The following is a 21,347-nucleotide window of genomic DNA, read 5'->3' as shown; positions in this document are numbered from 1 at the left end:
TAAATTATAGCAAAATATGCGGCATTTGAAAGCGGTTACGCATAAAATGCGGCGAAAGAAGTACTCCCTTGTTATAGTCTAGAGCTATATTCAAGGAGGCGATAGACATGAGTAACAAGAAACGTTATGTATTAGTCGGAACTGGCGGCCGCGCCGAATTTTTTTATGGTGCTTTGACCCGGGATTATAGGGATACATCCGAGCTTGTCGGCTTTTGTGATATAAATCAAGTCCGCATGAACTACGCGAATCAACTATTGAAGGAAAAGTACGAGTATCCTGAGGTACCCACTTATCCTGCAGATCAGTTTGATCAGATGATTGAGAACGAGAAACCTGACTATGTCATCGTAACGAGTGTTGACCGCACCCATCACAAGTACATCATTCGTGCGATGGAACTGGGTTGTGACGTTGTCACCGAAAAACCGATGACCATCGATGAGGAGAAATGTCAGGAGATTCTGGATGCTGTCAAGCGGACTGGCCAGAACGTAAGAGTCACCTTTAACTACCGTTATGCACCGCACCATACTAAGATTCGAGAACTTATTCTGAATGATACCATCGGGAAAGTCACTTCCGTTCACTTTGAATGGCTGCTGAATACCCGCCACGGGGCAGATTATTTCCGCCGTTGGCATCGGGACAAGCGTAATAGCGGCGGATTACTCGTGCACAAATCCACCCATCACTTCGATTTGGTGAATTTCTGGATTGGCTCGCAACCGGATACCGTGTTTGCATTTGGTGATCTGATGTATTACGGCAGAGAAAACGCAGAAGAACGCGGTGTAACGCAATTCTACAACCGGGCAACCGGCAACCCGATCGCAAAGGATGACCCTTTTGCACTGCATTTGGATTCAGACGCACATATGAAGTCCATGTATCTGGATGCCGAATCGGAAGATGGTTACCAGCGCGATCAGAGTGTATTTGGGGATGGCATCAACATTGAGGATACAATGGGTGTTCTTGTGAAGTATCGGAACAAAGCCATTCTGACCTACTCCCTCGTCGCCTACCAGCCATGGGAAGGTTACCGCATTGCCATTAATGGCACCAAAGGCCGGATTGAGATGAACATTGTGGAGCAATCCTATGTCAACTCATTGGGTGACAAGAGTAAAGAAGGTGCATTGATCGGTAAAACGTTGCGGGTTCTTCCAATGTTTGATGCGCCATATGAGGTTGAAGTGGAAGAAAAAGCAGGTGGACATGGCGGAGGTGACCCGGTTCTGCTGAATGATCTGTTTGGAGAGCCTGTTGAAGATCCGTTCCATCGCGCTGCTAACCACGTGGACGGTGCCAGATCCATTCTGACGGGTATTGCTGCCAATCGCGCCATCGCGACGGGTTTGCCTGTCAATGTCAATAATCTGGTTCGTTTCTAAGTCTCCCAGGTCTGCACTACATTATTAATTTCATTTAAAGGCTGCGCATATCACGCAGTCTTTTTTATATTTTTATAATTAATCTGCACGTCGACTCGGTAGAAGGAGGAAATCTATGTTCTTCTCTTTAAAAAACCGCCTGATTGCCTTTATCGTTGTCCTGTTTGTCCTCGCTTTTGGCACACTCTCCTACCTGCTCTTCAAGGAATCACGCACGGTCATTCGCTCTTACATCGAATCCTCTGCTCTTGAGAAAATGGAGGAATACGGTTCATACGTAGACATGGTGCAGATGCAGATCTACGATGTCGCCTCTCTTGTTTTCAACAGTGATATGGGCAAAAACTGGGATAACGCGATCGGTGATCCGAACCTGCTGGAAGGAGAAAAGATGCTGGCCAACCTTGCAATGAGCCGTTTTCTCACTCAGGCAACTAACAGTTACACCAGTATCTCGGATGTATCCATCTATCGAAGGAATGGACTGCGAATTGGCAGCGAGAATCAGGTAACATATGACCCTGCCTTTGTACAAGAATCCTGGTATACGAATTTTTACACGTTGGGAGAACGCTGGTTACCTGCACACACCGATCAACATGAACGTGTCAGAGATCATGGTAATCCGGTGGTCAGTCTGCTGATGCCCATCGGCACCTTTCATCATGCTACAGCGCAGAATGTCATGAAGGTGAATGTCAGTGAATCTTATTTTCTGGAGCCGCTCCGGCGCATACATCTTGCGGAGAATAGCACTATTTTTCTGCTGGGCGAGCAAGGAAATCCTATTCTGTCACAGCAGGTAGAAACGTTGGGTGCTGTAGCTACCGCAGAGATCGATCGTTTTCGAAACAGCCCGCTCAAATCCGGTGTGACATACCTCACAAACCAGGAAGGACAGCGAGACATTTTTGTATTCAAGAAACTGGGACGTACCGGCTGGATGTTGGCGGGTATCGCACCTGAAAAGGAAATGTACCTCTCTCTCCATAAGCTCCAAAGCACAATTGTGGTGGTGACGATTGCCCTGATTCTGGTCTCCCTCTTGGCTGCTGCATGGCTATCCCATGGCGTAACCAAACCTTTGACCAGACTGGTGCTGGCGATGAGACAGGTTCAACGAGGTGCTTTTGACCAAGCGGATTCACTTCTGCCTCCAGATAAAAATGTAAAGAGCGAAATCAGTTATGTAATCTTCACTTTCCGTTATATGATCAGTCAGCTACGGCAGCATATCCAGAATGAATTTGAACTGAAACTGCTTCGCCAGCAAGCAGAGTACAAAGCACTTCTCATACAGATTAATCCACATTTTATGTTTAATACTCTGGAGCTGGTAAGCAGTCTTGCCATTCAGCGCCGAACGGATGATACGGTTCAGGTCATTGAGGATCTGGGTAAAATGATGCGCTTTTCTATCAACACCAATGACGACCGTGTTCCGCTAACCGAAGAGCTGGATTATGTGCAGCGTTATATCTCCATTTTGCAGACTCGTTTCGGTCATAAACTCGACATTTCGGTAACGTTGGAAGGTACACTGAACTCCGTCGTCATTATCAAGTTTATTCTTCAACCACTTATTGAAAATGCAGTGAAATACAGCTTCCAGCATCAGACGACAGCTCAGGTACGGATACGGATCAACCGGATGAATGCTCGTCTGCACATCAGCGTTTTAGACAACGGACCGGGTATCCCGGCAGAAATAATCAATAAGTTGCAACATCCGGTTGCTCCCTCCTCATTGGAATCCATATTGCATAATGAAGGCTGGCATATTGGACTGAGCAATGTCATTGCTCGTTGTCGTCTGCATTATGGTGGCTTGTTCACGGTCCATGTGGAGAACGATGAGCGCGGAGGGGCTTACATTGAACTGACTCTACCCGTACAGGAGGAATATGATGTACAACGTATTAATCGCAGATGACGAGATTGAAGTTCGCGAAGGCTTGAAATTGAAAGTCGATTGGCATGGCATGGGTTTTGTCATAACAGGAGAAGCCTCTAATGGGATCGAAGCGGATGAACTTTTGAAATCTGAACATTTTGACTTGCTGATTACCGATATGAATATGCCTGTCATGGATGGCATCAGACTATTGGATGTCTGCCGCAGTTATAATCCTTCTATTCAGATTATCATTATCACGGGTTATGAAGATTTTCAATATGCCAGAGCGGGGGTCCGCAGTCAGGTCATGGATTATTTACTGAAGCCTGTAACCCGGGATGAACTGAAAGCCACATTAGGCAAAATCAAAGCGGATCTGGATGAACAACGTAAAGTTCGAGGCAATTCCGAATTGATGCAATGGCGACTCTCTCAGTATTACCGGGAAATGAAGGAACGTTTCATTCTTGATCTCGTTAAAGGCAATCGCCTACCGCCTTCCTCCATGCCAGAACGGCTCAGATTATTCCATCTGGAATCATGGCAGGATCAGAAGGTCTGTTTCATGACCGCCAGTATAAGTCACTCGGACAAGCCAGATATTCGAAAAGATCGATTACCCGAGCAGATGCATCTTCCTTTCGAGATGGTATGTTATGAAATCGCCCAGTCTGATTCAGACAATGTCCAGGTTTTTCATGATTCGGCACACGCAGGGATCATGCATTTCATAGTGCAAGATGGTATGCAGCATGAATTCATCCAACAGCTTACGGAACATACGGCATCCGTTTTTTCCATGGAACTCAAGATTGGGGTGGGGCTTTCTGGTTCCGGACTTGAGCACTGGAAAGAAGGTTATATCCATTCCCTTCTGGCATGGAATTCAGCTGAACGGGCTGTCAGCGGGCCAAACCTTCAGGCAGGAACAGACTATAGTCCATTACTGCCCGAAGAAACAACACGCAAGCTGCATCGTTGCCTCATTCGAGGAGAATTGGACTCCTTCCGCAGCATCATCCACAAGGAACTTCACGAGGCATTCCAGCTTTCTCCCTCTCGAATGACACGAAGTATTTTTCAAATTTCACTGTTGATGGATTTTCCTATAGCCCCGGAATGGATACTGTGGCTTAAGACGCCAGATCAAGCAGAACGCTTATTAATGCAATGGGCTCAAGACTTCCTGAGTCGACAACTTCCTTCAGAAGATGGGGATGAGACGGTTATAGACTTAGCCAAGCGATATATCGAGGAGAACTACATGCAGGAGCTAACCTTGACGTTACTCGCTGAACGGTTTAACTATTATCCTACCTATTTCTCCGAACTGTTTAAGGAAGGTTCAGGGACCTCTTTTATTCAGTATGTGACGGGTGTTCGGATGAAACACGCCTTGCAACTGCTGAAGGAAACCCAATTAACCGTATGGGATATTACAGAACTGACCGGTTTCAGTTCGCCAAGTTATTTCAGTTCGAAATTCAAAAGAATGTTCAACATGAGTCCGTCAGACTATCGCTTGCTGCATTCCGAAAAAATCGATAGCCATGATCCGAAGAAATGAGATTCAAGCTTCTTCCCTTCCCCGGTATGATGTGGTTACCAAGAGAACGCCGCATGTTGTAAGCGGATTCATAACTGGTAACTATTATTCTTACCCATTCAGAAGGGAGGCACATGATGAAAAAACAGACCAAACCCTTATACGGTCAGCACAATACCACAGCCTACTTGTTTCTTCTGCCCTGGCTGATCGGACTCTTCTGTCTGACACTGGGACCGATGGTTGCGTCCCTATACTTATCCATGACCAAATTCAATCTACTGTCATCACCGACTTGGACTGGACTTAGCAACTATGTTCACATCTTTACCGAGGACGATACCTTTCGCAGGTCCCTTGGGCTGACGTTTTATTATGTTTTTCTATCTGTTCCACTAAGGCTTGCCTTTGCTCTACTGGTGGCGATGGCGCTGAACAAAGGTATTCGAGCCCTCGGCATCTACCGGACTGTATATTACATCCCTTCCCTCTTGGGCGGCAGCGTTGCGATTGCAATCGTCTGGCGGCAACTCTTTGAGGGGAATGGATTGGTCAATCAGTTTTTAAGCTGGTTTGGTATCTCGGGACCATCCTGGATTGCGCATCCAGATTATGTGGTCTACACCATCATTACACTATCCGTGTGGCAATTCGGGTCTGCCATGGTCATCTTTCTTGCTGGCCTGAAACAGATCCCGGCAGACTTATATGAAGCGTCCGATGTCGATGGAGCGGGAAAAATACGTCAATTTTTCGGAATCACTCTGCCCATGCTCTCCCCCGTTATCTTTTTTAACCTGATCATGAGCATGATCAATTCATTTCAGGCGTTTACACCAGCTTACGTGATCGGAGATGGCCGCGGGGGTCCACTCGACGCAACGATGTTTTATACCTTGTATCTGTATCTGAAAGGTTTCTCGTTCTTTGATATGGGTTATGCTTCAGCTCTGGCTTGGATCATGTTGGTCATTATCGGAGTATTCACCGCAATCGTCTTTGTTACATCCCGATTTTGGGTGTTCTACGGGGATAATCAGGAGGGGAGGTAATGCATATGCCAATCAAACGACAACTGGTTCAGGCCGGGAGGCATGCCGCCATTATACTCTTCGGTCTGCTGATGTTATATCCAGTACTATGGTTGATTCTCAGTTCATTTAAACCGAACCATCTCATTTTCACCAGCGGTAGTCTATTTCCAACCAGCTTCACGCTGGAGCACTATATTAATGGTTGGAAAGGTCTACAGGGCATCTCCTTCGGCCGTTTTTTCGGCAACTCCGTGCTGATCTCGGTCATGAGTGTGCTGGGCAATGTGATCTCCTGTTCCCTTGCAGCCTTCGCCTTCTCCAGATTGAAATTTAGATTCAAAGGCCTGTGGTTCAGCATGATGTTGGTCACAATTATGTTGCCTTACCATGTTACTCTGGTGCCCCAGTATATTCTCTATAATGAGCTTCAATGGATTAATACGTATTTCCCGCTGATTCTGCCTAAGTGGCTTGCGCAGGATTCCTTCTTCATCTTGCTTATGGTTCAATTTATACGCGGTATACCGCGAGAGCTGGACGAGAGTGCGACCATTGACGGCTGCGGGCAATCACAGATCTTTTTCCGAATCGTAGTGCCTCTGCTCGTTCCGGCACTGATTACAACAGCGATCTTCACCTTCCTGTGGAGCTGGGATGACTTTTTCAGCCAGATGATCTATCTGAGCAAAATTGATCTGTTCACCGTGCAGCTGGGCATTCGCTCTCTCTTCGATCCATCAGGACAATCCGATTGGGGCGCATTACTCGCCATGTCCACCCTGTCACTGCTTCCCGTGACCATCATCTTTTTATTGTTTCAGCGATATTTCCTTGAGGGCATTGCGACCACAGGTCTGAAGTAACAACACGTTTCTCATTATCCATAGACAGGGGGATTTACCATGTTCAAACGTTTCATGATTGGTATGATTACTTCACTTTTGTTACTCGTAACAGCTTGCTCTGGAACAGACCATACAGGGGCTAATGATAATTCAGGCAATGGTAATGATAATGGAACTACCGAGGGCGGACAGGTCGAACTGCGCATCATGTGGTGGGGTGACCAGAAACGGGCAGATATTACGAATGAAGCCCTCAAGATCTTTCAGGCAAAGCATCCGGATATTAAAATTGTTGGTGAATTTGCACCTTCCTCCGGATATTTCGACAAGCTGAATACCCAATTGGCATCAGGTACAGCACCAGATATCTTTTTCCTCGGTGGAAATGTCGTTGATTATGCCAAAAAAGATGTCCTGCTTAACCTGGACCCGTATGTCGGAAACGAACTGAATCTGGATGGTATGGATGAAACCATGATCGAATACGGACGTCTCGAAGGGAAGTTGCAACATATTTCTGCCGGTGCAAACGCACGAGGAATTGTTGTTAACAAGTCACTCTTTGAGAAAGCCGGCGTGCCTTTGCCAGCTTCGGATTGGGACTGGGCGGACTATGCCGCCATCAGCAAGGAGCTGTCCGACAAGCTCGGAGACGGCTTCTATGGAACGTACAACTTTACCGTCGACGGGATGGATATTTTTCTAAAACAAAGGGGTAAACAACTGTATGACATGAAAAACGGCACACTCGGATTCACCAAGGAAGACATTCTGGAATGGTTCCAGTATTGGGAGAAGACTTCGGCATCCGGCGGTGTAGTCACACCGGAATTGCAGGTGTCCAACCCGCATGATGACACCAGTAAATCCCTGTTAATCACAGGCAAAGCAGCCATGACTCTACTACCATCCAACCAACTTGCTGCATTCCAGAGCTTGACGGAAGATCCTCTGGTGCTACTCCCTGTACCACGAGGCCCTAAGGGAACGGGTGTTGTATTTGAATCCAGTCAGGGATTATCGGGTTATGCAAATACCAAACATCCGAAGGAAGTAGCTATATTAATGGACTTCTGGATTCATGATCCTGAAGCAACCAAAATCCTTGGTAATGACCGTGGCGTGCCCGTTACGGAAGCCAATCGAAATCTTCTTCAGGAAGGTGCAGGCCCTGTGGAGGAGATTGTCTATAACTATACAAATCTTGTCTCTGAAGCAACGAAGACTGAACCATTTGACGTGAGTTACAATCCACCTGGATTTGCAGAGTTCTCCAAGTTAGCTCAGACGACAAATCAAGAGATCGGATTTGGACGAAAAAGTGTGGAGCAAGCTGTCTCCGACTTCTATAACGGGACCGTTCGAATCTTTGAATCGAATCAATAACCAGAAACCAGACACTGTGAGGAGGAACATATGACAGAAGAGATATTAAATCGGCTGCGCAACATTTCGATTATGGATCAAGTTCAGCCAGTTAAACCGGAAGATCAGCAGTTATTACAAGAATGGCATGCGTCGGGTATCCGGTTTGCGGCATCGGGCGGACAAATAGAAGCTACGTATTTTGCAGCGGTGGAGAAATTGCTTGCTTGTATTCTGCCCATGGGAGACAACGATCCTATTTTACAAGAAGGTGGCATCTATCTGGGTTGTTGGTTAGAGAGTACAGGTACCATCAATGCGGAGCTGCTGTCTCGCCTGCTTCCATCTGTGTCCGAAACAACGTACCTCGCATTTGCCAAGCAGCAAAGAGATGATGGATTGCTCCCGTATAAACTCACGGCAAACGGACCCTCTTTCCGGCAAATCCAGTTGGTCACTCCGCTGGCACGCAGTGTATGGAACCACTATCAGCTTCATGGCAATCATGGGAAGCAATCGCCTTTCCTGAACACGATGTATAAGGCTATGGTTCGTTACGATGAGTGGATTGCACGCAACCGTGATACCCGAGGAACTGGCTGTGTAGAGGCCTTCAGTACGTTTGACACCGGACATGACTTATCCCCGCGATTCTGGCATGTTCCGGATACACCTTATATGAATGATGCTTCTGCCTATCATCCGGATTCTCCGATTCTGCCTTTTCTGGCACCGGATCTGACCGCCAATATCTATTGTCAGCGCTTGTATCTGTCCCGCATGGCTGAAGAACTGGGAGAATCGGGAACGGATTGGAAAGCAAAAGCCAAGTCTAGCCTGGAAAGTCTTTTCCGTTATTGTTACGACGAACAGGATATGTTCTTCTATGATCGGGATCGCAATGACGAATTGGTCAGAGTCCAATCTGATGTGTTGCTCCGCGTAATGGCCTGCGAGGTGGGCGACCGTGAATTATTCGATAACCTACTGCGTCGGTACCTGTTGAATACAAGCAAGTTTTTCGCTAAATACCCGTTTACATCGATTTCAATGGATGATCCCAGATTTGATCCCTTTTCCTCCTATAACAGCTGGGGAGGGGCATCCAATTTCCTGAGTCTGATTCGGGCGCCACACGCATTCGAGTATCATCATCGATATGTGGAGCTAACCTGGGTAATGCAGCCTATCTTGTCCGCCCTATCCAAAGATAAGCGATTTGGTCAGGTACTAAGCCCGTGGACCGGAGAACAAGGTTTTACCGAGACTTACTCCCCCTCCATCCTCTGTCTCCTCGATTATGTGGAGCGATTATGCGGAATTATGCCTGTTGGATCGAATCAGCTCTGGTTTACCGGACTGCTCCCCATCGACATGGATCATGGTGAGATCGTATCTGGCAACACGGCTTATAGCCGAAAAGTCAACGGAGTAGGATATGAATTGGTCAACACGCCTGATCGCATGACGGTATATCTGGAAGGCAAGGTTCATCTGGATGGCCCGTCAGGGATTCGACTGGTGACGGATCAAAGCGGACATCTGGAGGCAGTCATCGGAATGACCGTTCGCACCGTCGAGGGAGAGCTTTTCTATCAAGGAGAGCGCATTCCGATTCGGGTCAAAGGAAATGAAATGCAGCGTTATGCTGATGGAAATTTGAGCACCGAGCGCGATATTGGCATCATCTATCCTACGTATCGTTAATTGTTTGTATGCAAAAAGCGCAAGTTGCGGAGGTTTACTGCCCCTGCACTTGCGCTTTTCCCTTTTGCGGGTTTACTTCTCTTTATTTCTTATTCATAAGGACACAAGATAGAAAAATTGACTACCACTTCGGAAATCATTCTCTCTCTGGTTACAGAGGAGATGAGTTTCACCTTACACCTTACGGTTCCAAGCCGGGTGACGATAAAATTCAATCGTATCAATATAATTTACCGTGAACTGCTGTTCCACATCCGACAGGTTCAACAGTTTTCGGTCGATTTGCTTCATCCCCATGACCACATCATGCCTTAGCAGGTCCATCGCAATTTTGCCTACAAATCCGCCTTCCATCTCTTTATGCTTGGTACGAAACTCTTCGTTGTAGATCAGTTCAGGTGTGAATGCCGCTTCGACGAATGCATTAACGAGCGTAAGCTCATTGCCCTCGATCTGCACTGCTAGATAATAATTGCCACGCTCATCCTTAATGAGGTCTTTATACATCTCTACGATCATGTGAATCACTCCTCTATTATAAAAGAAACCCCGTTAGCCTTAACGAACATGGGCTATCAAACGTACACCTTCCGACCCCGTTGCTTCATATACTAGGTACAAATGGCGAACGGAGGAATACTTATGAGCTGGCAGCATCTCCATACTGGAAAAACACTTCAGCAGCGCCTGGCAGAACTCCAGGGGCACCTTGCAGAACTGAATACTCCACTCTCCGGGTTGGAACCGGGACGTATTCGTCGTGTCTATCCAAGGCAGTTTATCAAAGTAAACCGGCAGTTATTCATTCCACTCAGTCTGAATTCCATTCGGGTATTTGATATTCCTCGAACACGGCGAGGTGTCAGAGTGGGAATCCGCACGACTTTCCCTTCCAGGAATGCATTTAACAATATCAGACTTGTGGGCGTGGGACTGGATTATCTTGAACTCCAGGGAAAAGGCAGAGTCCCTTCCCGTATTTTATTTCCTTTCTCCAGCGTCGAGTCGATCTATCGGCCAACCACCGGAAGAAAAAACCTGAAACGGCCTTGTAGGCGGAAGTAAAGCTGGTTCTTTTCGCAAGCCATACAATGGTTCCCAAATGTCCGCATACGGGTGCTCCCTTCCAATATATAATTATAACCCATGCAACCACTTATCTGCTGAAGAATCATTTTATGTCAAAAAGCGGTGAGAACAGAACTGCTTCTGTATCTCACCGCTCAGCCAGTTAAGGATCAAGCTGACCCTTCATATGTGTACATCAGATGCCTGTCCATACATCCTTGGCATAACGACCATCCTGCTGAAGCTGATTAAGCCAATCCTCTGCTTCCTTCGCGGACTTGCCATGAATATCAGCGTATGCCTGCTGGAGTGTAGCTTCCACATCAGGTGCCATCTTGCTGCCATCACCGCAGATATACAGATGCGCACCCTCTTCAAACAAAGGAATCAGTTGATGGGCATCGTCTCTCATCAGATGCTGTACATAACATTTCTCCTCCCCGTCTACACGGGAGAAGGCCGTATGAAGTTTTACAAGCCCTTCTTGCTGGGCTGCTTCCAGTTCATTTTTGTACAGATAATCATGCTCGGGATTCCGGCATCCAAAGTACAGGTGGGCTTCGCCAACCTCTTGACCTTGTTCCTTCAATACATGCCTTGCCTGCAAGAAACCTCGGAATGGAGCAACACCTGTACCCGGGCCTACCATGATGACGGGAACCTGTGCATCCTCCGGCAGTTGGAACCCGGATTCCGGTGTCCGCGTGAACATCACAATCTCGTCACCCGGTTTCAGGTTAGCCAGATAGTTGGACGCAATACCTTTGTATTCTCCCTGTCCACTCCATGCCGGGGCGCGCACAACACTGACCGTAATACTCGCTTGATCGGGCTGAACACGCGGTGAACTGGAGATCGAATAATATCTGGCTTTTAATGAAGGCAATAATTCAAGGAAACGCTCAAACGGCAATTCACATGCCTCATATTTCACCAGATAATCCAGCATGGAGATCCGTTTGTTCCGCACTTCGTCCATATACACAGATTCATCAAGCAGCGCTTCAAGTTCTTTCTTATGCGGTGGACATACGGTGTATGCTGCCATTTCTCTCAACTGCGCACGCGTTGCAGCTTCCTGAAGCTCAACGCTATGACTGAGCAGATCATACAGGTTCACCGGTTGATGCAGCGGCAGATGCGCGGCACTCCGACCGGATGCATCCAGAACGAGATGCTCCGTTCCGGTGAATCCATAACGACGAAGTACACGTTCCACCAGCTCCGGTGGGTTCTGCGGCAGAATGCCCAGGTGATCCCCTTCCTTGTAGGTTATGCCTTCAGGCAATTTGATCTCCAAGTGACGTGTGCTTCGTTCACTGCCCGCGTCGTGAAGCTCCCTGTTCTCAAGTACTTCTGCCACATGTGCATCATACGTATCCGCAAGCGGTGTTACGGCGAGCCCGCTGACAAACTGTACAGACAGTGAACTGCGTTCGCTATTGGAGCTTGTGTTTAGCTTCAATCCCATCGTTCGTGCGAGATCTGGCCATAATTGCTCTGTCCAATCCCCCACCTGTTTCTCAAAATCTCCGCTGGCATCTGATTCACCCAGTGGTGATAACCGCTCTGCTCCTCTGGAAGATAACTGTTCATCTATTAAACGCGGAATACGCTGATAGGTGCTGGCCCAGTTGTGGTCACCGCATCCAAGAACGGCGAAACGCACACCTTTGAATTCATTCGCATCTGCATGTTCGATCCACTCGACAAACATCTTGGCATTACTTGGCGGCTGACCGTTATAGGATGCACTGACAATAATGACGGCGCCCTCCTTTGGCAGTTTGCCAACACGATCATCCAGCGTAGCGACCTCACTCCGGAAACCCTGATATCTGGCGGTATCTGCAATTTCACGTGCAATGCCTTCAGCGGTACCCAGATTGGAACCGTACAGAACAAGCATCGGTGTGTGGTGGGCATTGGTTGCATCCGGCTCCGTTCTTTTGGCAACTGGCTTTGGTTCTTCAACCGCTACACCCGGAACGGCCATGACTGGCTGCCCACCACGCGCACGTACACGAATTGTGAAGTTATCCGGTTTAAGCGTCAGCGTTTCTTTCACTTTTAACTGATAATCAGAATGATCTATGAAGTCAAAATGCTTCAACACCATGCCCAGTACCAGCGTTGCTTCCTGAAGTGCAAACTGCTGACCAATGCAGGCCCGTTGACCGTTACCAAAAGGTTTATAGGCATCATGCGGCACTTTGCTCGGATCTTCGAACCGTTCCGGGCGGAATTCCTCGACATCGTCTCCCCAGGCTTCGCGGTCACGATGCAGCTTGGGAATAAGTACACTGACGCTGTCTCCTTTTTGCAAAGGATATTGACCCGCAAGTACCGTGTCCTCTTTTGCATACAGAGAAAATGCCGGGGCCGTAGGCCATAAGCGCAATGCTTCATTCAAAACCATACGAACGTACTTCAGATTGCGGACCTGATTGTACGTTGGAACCGGATCTTTCAGAATCTGATCCACCTCAGCTTGTGCTTTAGCCAGCGTATCCGGATTCTTCATCAGATAATAAACGGCGAAAGATAACAGTCCACTTGTGGTCTCATGTCCAGCAATCAGGAATGTAATAATCTGATAACGGATGTTCTCATCATCCAGCGTTTCTCCTGTCTCTGGGTCTTTGCCGCTGAGCATGTGGGACAACAGATCATCTGCGCCTTCCTGCGGTTTCTCTTTGCGCTCGGCAATAATGTGATCCACCAAAGAGAACATGGAACGGATATCCTGTTCAAACTGTTTCTTTTTGGTGATCATCAGCTTGTCTTGCAGACGCAGTCGCTGCAATGAACTCATGGATTCATCCAACGCACGAACCATACTCGTAATGAATGGATGTGGTTCTTCCCGATAGAAGCTGTTAAACCGATAGTTGAACCCACACAGGCCAATCGTGTCGAGCGTAAGACGTGTCATATCATCCGGAACGTTAACCGTCTCATCCGGGTTCAATCGTGACCATTTCTGAACCAGCTGCACAGCCAGATCAATCATTTTGTTGTGATATCCCTGCATCGCACGTTGACTGAAACTTGGCAGCAGTACGTTATGGGCTTTTTTCCAATTCGGCTCCTCGGTCCAACTCGTAAATAGCCCATCTCCTGCAAAAGCACGAACCTTCGCAAGGGGTGCCCACACCCGTTTGTCGAATTTGGATTCATCTGTTACCTCGGCGACCAGTTCGTGACCGGAAATATACAATTCACTTCGTCCGGGGTACTCCATACGAAAGATCGGTCCGTATTCTTCAGCCAGTTTCACCAAGGATTGCACCGGCTCTTCAAAGTTCAATTGCGGCAAATTGCCCAGTGGGCCAAATGTTTTTGGTTGAGGCACTGAAATTGGTGGCATGACACTCACTCCTTCTTTCCAAGTTAAGAGTTTTACAACTAAAAAATAATGACTTGATTTACAGACGCGATTACACTTACTCTTCAGATCAACAGATTCAAGTTATTTTTTGCACATTTTCATATTTCATCCAGATAACGACAAAACCACCAAAGAACTAACTGACTGAAATGGTATATTGGTCATTTTTGATTAAAAAAAATGGAGCACTTCGTTATCTTCTTTTACCCTAACATTTCCAGTTCTAATCTTCAACAGTCCCAAAGTCATAGGACCTCAGGACAGGGATTTAGGTATACTTATAATTTCTTTAACAGAATCTGAATAGCCGACTCCATCTCTAATGGAGCTACTGTCGTTTCATAACGGCCATGGACGTCCCCATTACGGTCAATCAGGAATTTGGTGAAATTCCATTTGATGCCGTCACCTTGATGCAATTCTGGATGTTTCTCCTTCACAAAGGTGTCCATCCACTCTCCTTCCTTCGTGTCCAGATCATAACCTTGAAATGGCGCTTCTGTAGTCAGATAACGAAACACCGGATGCATCGATTGCCCAACGACCTCAACCTTCTCGAAGATCGGAAAGGATATCTGAAACTGACTTCTGCAATACTCAGCTACCTCAGCGCTACTACCAGGTTCTTTGTCGTTAAATTGGTTGCACGGGAACGCCAAAATTTCCAGCCCCTGATCACGATATTTCTCATACATCTGCTGAAGTTCACTGAATTGCCGGGAGTAGCTACACCGACTTGCTGTATTCACAATAAGTAGCACCTTCCCTTTAAAAGCAGAAAAATCACTCTCGTGTTCATCCATAAACGGAACTTGGTAAGAAAATATACTCATCTGTACTTCTCCTCCTCTTTCTCTTTTATATCTTATATGAACTCTCTCTTGAGATGGATTATACACCTCCATTATTAATAGGTGAAATATATAATAAATATAATTTTAATAGTTTTTAACTATAGTAGACAAAATAAAAAACTGCCCTTAGCAGTCACACACTGCATCTCGGACAGTTATCAAAATCATGATGTGCCATCACGCTCAACACATCGTTAACCCATAATTAAACCATATACAATGCCTGGTCCGTGTACCCCAATGGTTAAATCATTTTCAATATCGGAAGAGCGGCTTGGCCCGGAAATAAAGTGGATGCCTGCCGGAAGATTCTCTCTTCCCACTTCGTCAAATCGATCCAGCGTCTCACCCAGTCTGGTGTACAGTCGATCTACTGGAATAATGATGATGAGTACCGTAGGCAAGAGACTGACTGAACGACCTTTTTCCGGTGAAGAAAGTACAGTGACCGAGCCTGTGTATGCTGTTGCATAATCCGCCATGACCACACCGATATCAGCCTCAGCTGCCCGAGCCTTCCAGTTCTCATCCGCCTGACTATTCCAGACTGAGATCTGTACATCCGGAAGCTGCTCTTCCAATCCGAGATCCTGTAACGCCTGTTCATTCTGACGAATGATATACCTGGCACTCAGTTCATGAGACTTGTTGGCAATAAATTGAGATACTTCTTCCATGTTCTGAACCCGGGCGATGTGTGCGCCTACACTCACAAAGTTATCTGTAAATGCTTGAATACGCTTCTCTTCATCCCATTCCAGCCCAGTCCAAAAGTCGGGTGCTCCCCGAAAGGGTTGGGTCGGCGCATGTCGTTGCCTTGGTCTTCTCAATTTCGAAGCAATGTCATTCATGAACTGCTCCTGTTTCTCCATGGACTTCTTCTCCAATTGCGCGAGCCATTGCTGATGTTCAGTGACCATGCTTATCCTCCCCTTCTTCTCGTTCACGAATAATCTGCTCCATACGACTGCGAACGGAAGAATCCATGACCGGTTGCTCTTGGTTCAGTTCCTGATCCAGCTTGTTCCATTGTTGCCGGAAGGATTTCTTGGCGAGACTTGGGGCAACCCGATAATTGTTCCAGCCTTTGAGAGGACCCAACTTGAGAGAAATACCGTTGTTGCGTACAACTGCCTTCTGCCCGATCTGTCCCAGGCGTATGGCCGCACTGAAACGTTTGGAATTGGATACAACAGCGGCAAATCCCTTCATGCCCATGCTTTCCATTTTGTTTCCATGGCCGTCTTCCACTTTACGCCTGCGTAAATAAACGAGCATATCATGCAATGGAATTTTAACTGGACATGCTTCATAACAGGCTCCGCACAGACTCGAAGCACCCGCAATATCGTTCCATTCATCAATGTTGCCATTGAGTGCAGGAGTCAGTACTGCGCCAATCGGACCACTGTATGTTCCACCGTAGGCATGACCTCCAATATGACGATATACCGGGCAAGCATTCAGACAAGCACCACAGCGAATACAATTCAGCAACTCCTGGAATTCAGGATCACCGAGCTGTAAGGATCGACCGTTATCCACGATAATAATGTGCATTTCATCCGGCCCATCCGCATCCGCTGTACGGCGAGGACCTGTGATGCCTGACATGTACATCGTTAATTTCTGACCTGTTGCGGAGCGTGGCAACAAGGTTGCCATGACCTCCAGATCCGTCCACGACGGGATGATCCGCTCCATGCCCATCAGTGTAATCTGCGTTTTTGGAACAGTGGATACCATACGGGCATTGCCTTCATTTTCGAACAAAACCATGGAACCTGTCTCTGCAATCGCAAAATTGCAGCCGGTCATGCCGATATCTGCTTCGAGGAACTTCTCGCGTAGCTTTTTGCGAACAAATCCGGCAAGTACCGTTGTGTCCGGCTCCAGAATTTCACCCGCTTCCTTCGATAACAACTCTGCAATCTGGTAGCGGTTCTTATGGATGGCTGGAATGACAATATGAGAAGGGGCTTCACCTGCCAACTGTATGATGTATTCACCCAGATCGGTCTCAATGGCTTCAATGCCCGCCGACTCCAATACATGGTTCAGGTGTACTTCCTCCGACACCATCGATTTGGACTTCACCACCGTAGAAGCCTGCTTGTGCGCCGCGATATCCAGCGCAATCGCCGCTGCTTCCACCGATGTATCTGCAAAATGAATATGAACCCCGTTCGCACGGGCGTTATTCACAAATTCATTCAGGTAATAATCCAGATACGCAATCGTATGCAGACGAATCTGACGGCCACGCTCCCGCCATTCATCCCAATTTCCATGTTCTTCTGAGGCAGATTTCTTCCCGTTACGCAAACGTTCTGTCGTGAATTTGACTGCTTTTCGCAGAAAATCATCATTCAAGGCCAGTCCGGCACGTTCTTTGACCGTAGTATCCATAACTCCCGGTTGGCTCATCCTGTTCGCACCCCCTCATACAGTAGTTCCGCCAGATGCATTACACGCACCGGTTCATTCCGATAACGCAGATTACCTGCGATATTCATCAGACAGGCCATGTCCAGCCCCACCAATACTTCGGCTTGTGTCTCTTTGACATGATCGACCTTCTCCGTCACCATCGCTCCTGAAATATCGGACATTTTAATGGCAAACGTGCCCCCGAACCCGCAGCAATCCTCAGCAAATGGGAGCGGAACCAATTCCAGACCTTTTACTTGAGAGAGTAGCGCCATCGGTTCATCCTTTACACCCAGCAGACGGCTGCCATGACAGGATGGATGATAGGTTACTTTGTGCGGAAAATGTGCGCCCAGATCGGTTATCCCGATTACCTGAACGAGGAATTGAGTAAACTCATAAGCTTTGGCTTCCAATCGTTTTGCCTTCTCCAACCATACTGGTTCATCCGCGAACAGCTCGGGATAATGATGAATCATATACGTACACGATCCCGAAGGACATACCACAAAATCACTGTCGTCAAACGCTTCAAGAATCGTTTTGGCCGCTACCCGAGTCTCATCCCAGTACCCGCTATTGTAGGAAGGCTGACCGCAGCAGGTCTGCACCGGCGGGAAATCCAGCCGAACGCCATGAGCGGCGAGCAATCTGACCATGGCCTCCCCCACTCGGGGATAGATGGCATCGCTGAGGCAGGTAATGAATAAGGAGACCTTCATAATTACACGCTCCTATTAACTGATTAGTAGATAAAATCCAAAAGATTAAACCGTGATGATACCAATATCGTATCCGCTCAAATGTTCTGTCTGTTCAGCCTCCAATGGCTGATCGGTAACGATCATATGGACTGCATTTAACCCGGATACTCGGGCAAAAGCACGTACACCAAATTTACTGGCATCTGCAAGTAAGATGACTTGATCTGATATGCCAACCATCTTCTGCTTCAGCCTTGCCTGGAGTTCATTGGATTCACTGATTCCGCCACCTTCGAGATGTACACCTTTGCACGACATGAACATTTTATCCACGTGATACGTTTCCAGAGAACGCTCCGCGAGCGGCCCAACAAAAGACAACGAGCGCGATGCCAACTGGCCCCCTGTTGAGATGACCTCAACCTTGTCACGGTTGCTGAGTTCAGTAGCGATTTGGATCGAGTTGGTTAAGACCGTCAGCGGGAAATCCGGCATATTCGCTGCCATATAACCTGCCGTTGTGCTCGCATCCAACAGAATGCGATCACCCGGATTAATCATCGCCAGAGCCGCTTGTGCAATCCGTTTTTTCTCTTCCGCATGGGTTGTCTCCCTGATCCGGTAAGGGATCTCCGGTTGATCTTCCTTCACACTTACTGCACCACCGTGAGACCGGCGCAGTCGTCCTGCCTGTTCCAGACGATCCAGATCCCGCCGGATCGTTTCCTCCGTCACCCGGCAGCGCTCACTAAGCTCGGATACACGCATACTGCCCTTTACATTCACCATCTCCACAATCCGGTCATACCGCTCGGCTGCCAGCATTTTACACCTCACTCCCCGCTTGTGAATTAGATGAAGCCGTCACACGCAGAAATCTGCCGTAAGCATCTTCCCAGATTGATCCGTCCTGCGGCTCATACACAGTTACCGGAAATGAATCACGGATGGCCTTACGAGCTTCCCAGATATCTTTAAAAGCTCCGCTCGCCATCCATTGCACAGCCATATTCCCGATGGCACTTCCCTCTGCTGGACCTGCCCATACCGGCTTACCAATGGAATTTGCAGTCCACTGACATAACAGGCGGTTCTGGATGCCTCCACCGACCATATGCAATCCGTTGAACGCCTGACCCGACAATTGCTCCGTCCATTCCAGAACTCTTCTATACTTCAATGCAAGACTCTCCAGAATTGCCCGGGCAATAGCCCCCTGATCCTCTGGTACCACTTGCCCTGTATCACGGCAATACTGACGTATACGGGTCGTCATATCTCCTGCTGGCATGAATAGTTCATCATCCGGATCAAACAAACTGGCAAATGGAGGTGCTTGTTCCGCCTGCGCCAATAACGCATCATAGCTAATTCCCTGCCCCTGGCGCTCCCACTCCCGCATGCTTTCCTGCAAAATCCATAGTCCCATAATGTTCTTCAGCAGACGGAATGTTCCGCCCGCCCCGCCTTCATTCGTGAAGTTCAAGGCCAGACTCTGGCTACTTATCGCAGGATGATCTATCTCCGTACCCATCAGGGACCAGGTTCCACAGCTCAGATAAGCAAATGAACGTTCCGTTGCAGGAACAGCCACAACGGCTGAACCCGTATCATGCTCCGCAACAGCGATCACGGGAATCGGGGACAATCCCAGATCGTTACAGATACTGCTTCGCAATTGTCCAACACGGGTACCTGGCAGCACGGCTTTACCAAACAGTTTCTCCGAAATACGAATATGCGCCAGCAACTCACTATCCCACTGCCCCGCTGATGGATTGTATAATTGTGTTGTGGTTGCATTGGTGAACTCATTCACCGCTTCCCCTGTCAGGAAATAACGTAGCAAATCCGGAATCATGAGAAAACGCTCTGCTTCATGAAGCAACGGGGAACCGCTGCGTTGAAGCGTTGCCAATTGATACAGGGTATTAAAGCTAAGAAACTGTATCCCTGTACGTTCGAAGATTCGCTGAGAGCTCAGCTCTTGGCGTACCTGATCCATCATGCCGTTAAACTGTGTATCACGGTAATGATACGGGTTACCAAGCAACTCACCATTACTGCCAAGCAAACCAAAATCAACGCCCCAGGAATCGATCCCCAGGCTCTCTGGCTTTTCTCCCTGCTGTTTCACCAAGGTAAGCCCCTGCAACAATTCATGATGCAATCGCAGAATATCCCAGTGCATCCGCTCGCCAACCTTCACTGGTTCATTCTTGAACCGATGAATTTCGCTTGTTTCGATCCCACGATCATTCAGATGTCCCAGTAGCGCTCTCCCGCTCCCAGCGCCCAAATCATAAGCCAGCACACTCACCGCGCTTCACCAACCTTTCGAACCAATCCTATTTTCCAAACCGTATCACTTGATTCAGTCCGTAACCCTGTACTTTATTCTGTATTTGTTGTTTGTTTGTTTTTGTTTAATACTGTTTAACTTTATTTTACGAGTATATCACCATTGTAAGCGTTTGAATACCCTTCGGTTTTTCTTTCTTTTGGGTATAGCAAAAACGACTCTCTCCCACCTGGGAGGAGCCGCAGTTCTTCTTTCACGTATAAAATTGACCTTTGCTTACCCCCGACTGGGGTTGTACATCTCTCTCAAAATGCTTGAAGCGTGTCCCCTGATACGTCAGCATCCCTCGATCATTTTCCACCATCATGCCATAATGGTTTCCGCCAACAATCAGTTCAGTGCGCTCCCCATTGTCGAATTCAAATGTAACATAATACCGGGTAGTCGCACTGCTATCGCCGCTTCCACCTGAGACTTCCGTTCGTTTAGCCACCACTGTTGAGTGCAGGGTTAACAAGGCTGCTGCGTTATTTGACATCCCTGAGCGTATGCCTGAAAAAATAACAAAAACAATGACTCCCGCAATGATGAGAAATATGGCACCAATGAAAATCGAAGCAAATGCATTCATTGCAGCAAACTCACTAAATCCCGAAAAAAAACCACCCTGATTGCCTTCAAAACCTGGTACTCCATTCATGTCGTCAAACACACCAAAGCCATCTACGCTTAATCGGCCCATCGATGAGGACACGCTTGTTAACGCCATTCATCATCGTTCCTTTCCCCTTGCAAAAATAAGATGCA

The 21,347-nt window shown here is 47.6% G+C and carries 17 protein-coding genes; 8 read left to right on the top strand and 9 right to left on the bottom strand.

Annotation, left to right across the window (positions count from 1 at the left end; translation table 11 throughout):
* Positions 1–107: 107 nt before the first annotated feature.
* The 7 genes from MKY95_RS13460 (at position 108) to MKY95_RS13430 (ending at position 9,791) form a co-directional block, all read left to right on the top strand.
* Positions 108–1,397, top strand: coding sequence for a Gfo/Idh/MocA family oxidoreductase (locus MKY95_RS13460; RefSeq protein ID WP_036670584.1), 1,290 nt, complete (start codon positions 108–110; stop codon positions 1,395–1,397).
* A 115-nt stretch (positions 1,398–1,512) separates the two neighbouring features.
* Positions 1,513–3,330, top strand: a complete 1,818-nt coding sequence (locus tag MKY95_RS13455; RefSeq protein WP_339199176.1) for a sensor histidine kinase — start codon at positions 1,513–1,515, stop codon at positions 3,328–3,330.
* On the top strand, positions 3,302–4,861 hold the full coding sequence (locus MKY95_RS13450; RefSeq protein WP_339199173.1) for a response regulator: 1,560 nt from the start codon (positions 3,302–3,304) through the stop codon (positions 4,859–4,861). The genes MKY95_RS13455 and MKY95_RS13450 overlap by 29 nt, the downstream gene beginning before the upstream one ends.
* Before the next feature lie 116 nt (positions 4,862–4,977).
* Positions 4,978–5,892 (top strand): sugar ABC transporter permease, encoded by a 915-nt coding sequence (locus MKY95_RS13445; RefSeq protein WP_047842642.1) that lies wholly within the window; start codon positions 4,978–4,980, stop codon positions 5,890–5,892.
* Positions 5,893–5,897: 5 nt separating this feature from the next.
* On the top strand, positions 5,898–6,737 hold the full coding sequence (locus MKY95_RS13440) for a carbohydrate ABC transporter permease (RefSeq protein WP_047844271.1): 840 nt from the start codon (positions 5,898–5,900) through the stop codon (positions 6,735–6,737).
* Between the two features lie 39 nt (positions 6,738–6,776).
* Entirely contained in the window at positions 6,777–8,105 is a 1,329-nt protein-coding gene (locus tag MKY95_RS13435) for an extracellular solute-binding protein (protein WP_339199169.1), read from the top strand.
* Positions 8,106–8,135: 30 nt separating this feature from the next.
* Complete coding sequence (locus MKY95_RS13430; RefSeq protein ID WP_339199166.1) at positions 8,136–9,791, top strand: hypothetical protein; 1,656 nt, start codon at positions 8,136–8,138, stop codon at positions 9,789–9,791.
* Between the two features lie 174 nt (positions 9,792–9,965).
* Here MKY95_RS13430 and MKY95_RS13425 read toward each other — a convergent pair whose 3' ends face one another.
* Positions 9,966–10,310, bottom strand: coding sequence for a hypothetical protein (locus MKY95_RS13425; RefSeq protein ID WP_047842639.1), 345 nt, complete (start codon positions 10,308–10,310; stop codon positions 9,966–9,968).
* Between the two features lie 123 nt (positions 10,311–10,433).
* On the opposite strand from MKY95_RS13425, the gene MKY95_RS13420 reads away from it, so the two are divergent.
* Positions 10,434–10,856 carry a hypothetical protein gene (locus MKY95_RS13420; RefSeq protein ID WP_253507819.1) on the top strand — a complete coding sequence of 141 codons (423 nt, stop codon included), beginning with the start codon at positions 10,434–10,436 and terminating at the stop codon, positions 10,854–10,856.
* Positions 10,857–11,055: 199 nt separating this feature from the next.
* On the opposite strand, the gene MKY95_RS13415 is transcribed toward MKY95_RS13420, so the two are convergent.
* The 8 genes from MKY95_RS13415 to MKY95_RS13380 form a co-directional block, all read right to left on the bottom strand.
* Positions 11,056–14,229 (bottom strand): bifunctional cytochrome P450/NADPH--P450 reductase, encoded by a 3,174-nt coding sequence (locus MKY95_RS13415; RefSeq protein WP_339199161.1) that lies wholly within the window; start codon positions 14,227–14,229, stop codon positions 11,056–11,058.
* A 299-nt stretch (positions 14,230–14,528) separates the two neighbouring features.
* The gene (locus MKY95_RS13410; RefSeq protein WP_339199158.1) at positions 14,529–15,083 is read right to left on the bottom strand and encodes a glutathione peroxidase; all 555 of its coding nucleotides are present in this window, start codon (positions 15,081–15,083) and stop codon (positions 14,529–14,531) included.
* A gap of 215 nt (positions 15,084–15,298) precedes the next feature.
* Entirely contained in the window at positions 15,299–16,024 is a 726-nt protein-coding gene (locus MKY95_RS13405; RefSeq protein ID WP_339199155.1) for an LUD domain-containing protein, read from the bottom strand.
* Positions 16,014–17,531, bottom strand: a complete 1,518-nt coding sequence (locus tag MKY95_RS13400; protein WP_339199152.1) for a LutB/LldF family L-lactate oxidation iron-sulfur protein — start codon at positions 17,529–17,531, stop codon at positions 16,014–16,016. Before MKY95_RS13400 ends, MKY95_RS13405 begins: the two co-directional genes overlap by 11 nt.
* Positions 17,528–18,256, bottom strand: a complete 729-nt coding sequence (locus MKY95_RS13395) for a (Fe-S)-binding protein (protein WP_339199149.1) — start codon at positions 18,254–18,256, stop codon at positions 17,528–17,530. Before MKY95_RS13395 ends, MKY95_RS13400 begins: the two co-directional genes overlap by 4 nt.
* Positions 18,257–18,301: 45 nt before the next feature.
* Complete coding sequence (locus MKY95_RS13390) at positions 18,302–19,063, bottom strand: DeoR/GlpR family DNA-binding transcription regulator (protein ID WP_339199147.1); 762 nt, start codon at positions 19,061–19,063, stop codon at positions 18,302–18,304.
* A 1-nt stretch (position 19,064) separates the two neighbouring features.
* On the bottom strand, positions 19,065–20,558 hold the full coding sequence (locus tag MKY95_RS13385; RefSeq protein WP_339199144.1) for a rhamnulokinase family protein: 1,494 nt from the start codon (positions 20,556–20,558) through the stop codon (positions 19,065–19,067).
* 235 nt (positions 20,559–20,793) lie between these two features.
* Positions 20,794–21,282: a DUF2500 domain-containing protein gene (locus tag MKY95_RS13380; RefSeq protein ID WP_339199141.1), complete on the bottom strand. Its 489-nt coding sequence runs from the start codon at positions 21,280–21,282 to the stop codon at positions 20,794–20,796.
* Between the last annotated feature and the right edge of the window lie 65 nt (positions 21,283–21,347).

The organism is Paenibacillus sp. FSL P4-0176, assembly GCF_037975265.1.
GTDB classification, from domain to species: Bacteria; Bacillota; Bacilli; order Paenibacillales; family Paenibacillaceae; genus Paenibacillus; species Paenibacillus amylolyticus.
This window is presented reverse-complemented; position numbering and strand designations above follow the sequence as displayed.

Bases quoted from the DNA above. Each gene is read 5' to 3' on its own strand.
- MKY95_RS13460 (WP_036670584.1), top strand. From the start codon at position 108: ATGAGTAACAAGAAACGTTATGTATTAGTCGGAACTGGCGGCCGCGCC.
- MKY95_RS13455 (WP_339199176.1), top strand. From the start codon at position 1,513: ATGTTCTTCTCTTTAAAAAACCGCCTGATTGCCTTTATCGTTGTCCTG.
- MKY95_RS13450 (WP_339199173.1), top strand. From the start codon at position 3,302: ATGATGTACAACGTATTAATCGCAGATGACGAGATTGAAGTTCGCGAA.
- MKY95_RS13445 (WP_047842642.1), top strand. From the start codon at position 4,978: ATGAAAAAACAGACCAAACCCTTATACGGTCAGCACAATACCACAGCC.
- MKY95_RS13440 (WP_047844271.1), top strand. From the start codon at position 5,898: ATGCCAATCAAACGACAACTGGTTCAGGCCGGGAGGCATGCCGCCATT.
- MKY95_RS13435 (WP_339199169.1), top strand. From the start codon at position 6,777: ATGTTCAAACGTTTCATGATTGGTATGATTACTTCACTTTTGTTACTC.
- MKY95_RS13430 (WP_339199166.1), top strand. From the start codon at position 8,136: ATGACAGAAGAGATATTAAATCGGCTGCGCAACATTTCGATTATGGAT.
- MKY95_RS13425 (WP_047842639.1), bottom strand. From the start codon at position 10,310: ATGATCGTAGAGATGTATAAAGACCTCATTAAGGATGAGCGTGGCAAT.
- MKY95_RS13420 (WP_253507819.1), top strand. From the start codon at position 10,434: ATGAGCTGGCAGCATCTCCATACTGGAAAAACACTTCAGCAGCGCCTG.
- MKY95_RS13415 (WP_339199161.1), bottom strand. From the start codon at position 14,229: ATGCCACCAATTTCAGTGCCTCAACCAAAAACATTTGGCCCACTGGGC.
- MKY95_RS13410 (WP_339199158.1), bottom strand. From the start codon at position 15,083: ATGAGTATATTTTCTTACCAAGTTCCGTTTATGGATGAACACGAGAGT.
- MKY95_RS13405 (WP_339199155.1), bottom strand. From the start codon at position 16,024: ATGGTCACTGAACATCAGCAATGGCTCGCGCAATTGGAGAAGAAGTCC.
- MKY95_RS13400 (WP_339199152.1), bottom strand. From the start codon at position 17,531: ATGAGCCAACCGGGAGTTATGGATACTACGGTCAAAGAACGTGCCGGA.
- MKY95_RS13395 (WP_339199149.1), bottom strand. From the start codon at position 18,256: ATGAAGGTCTCCTTATTCATTACCTGCCTCAGCGATGCCATCTATCCC.
- MKY95_RS13390 (WP_339199147.1), bottom strand. From the start codon at position 19,063: ATGCTGGCAGCCGAGCGGTATGACCGGATTGTGGAGATGGTGAATGTA.
- MKY95_RS13380 (WP_339199141.1), bottom strand. From the start codon at position 21,282: ATGGGCCGATTAAGCGTAGATGGCTTTGGTGTGTTTGACGACATGAAT.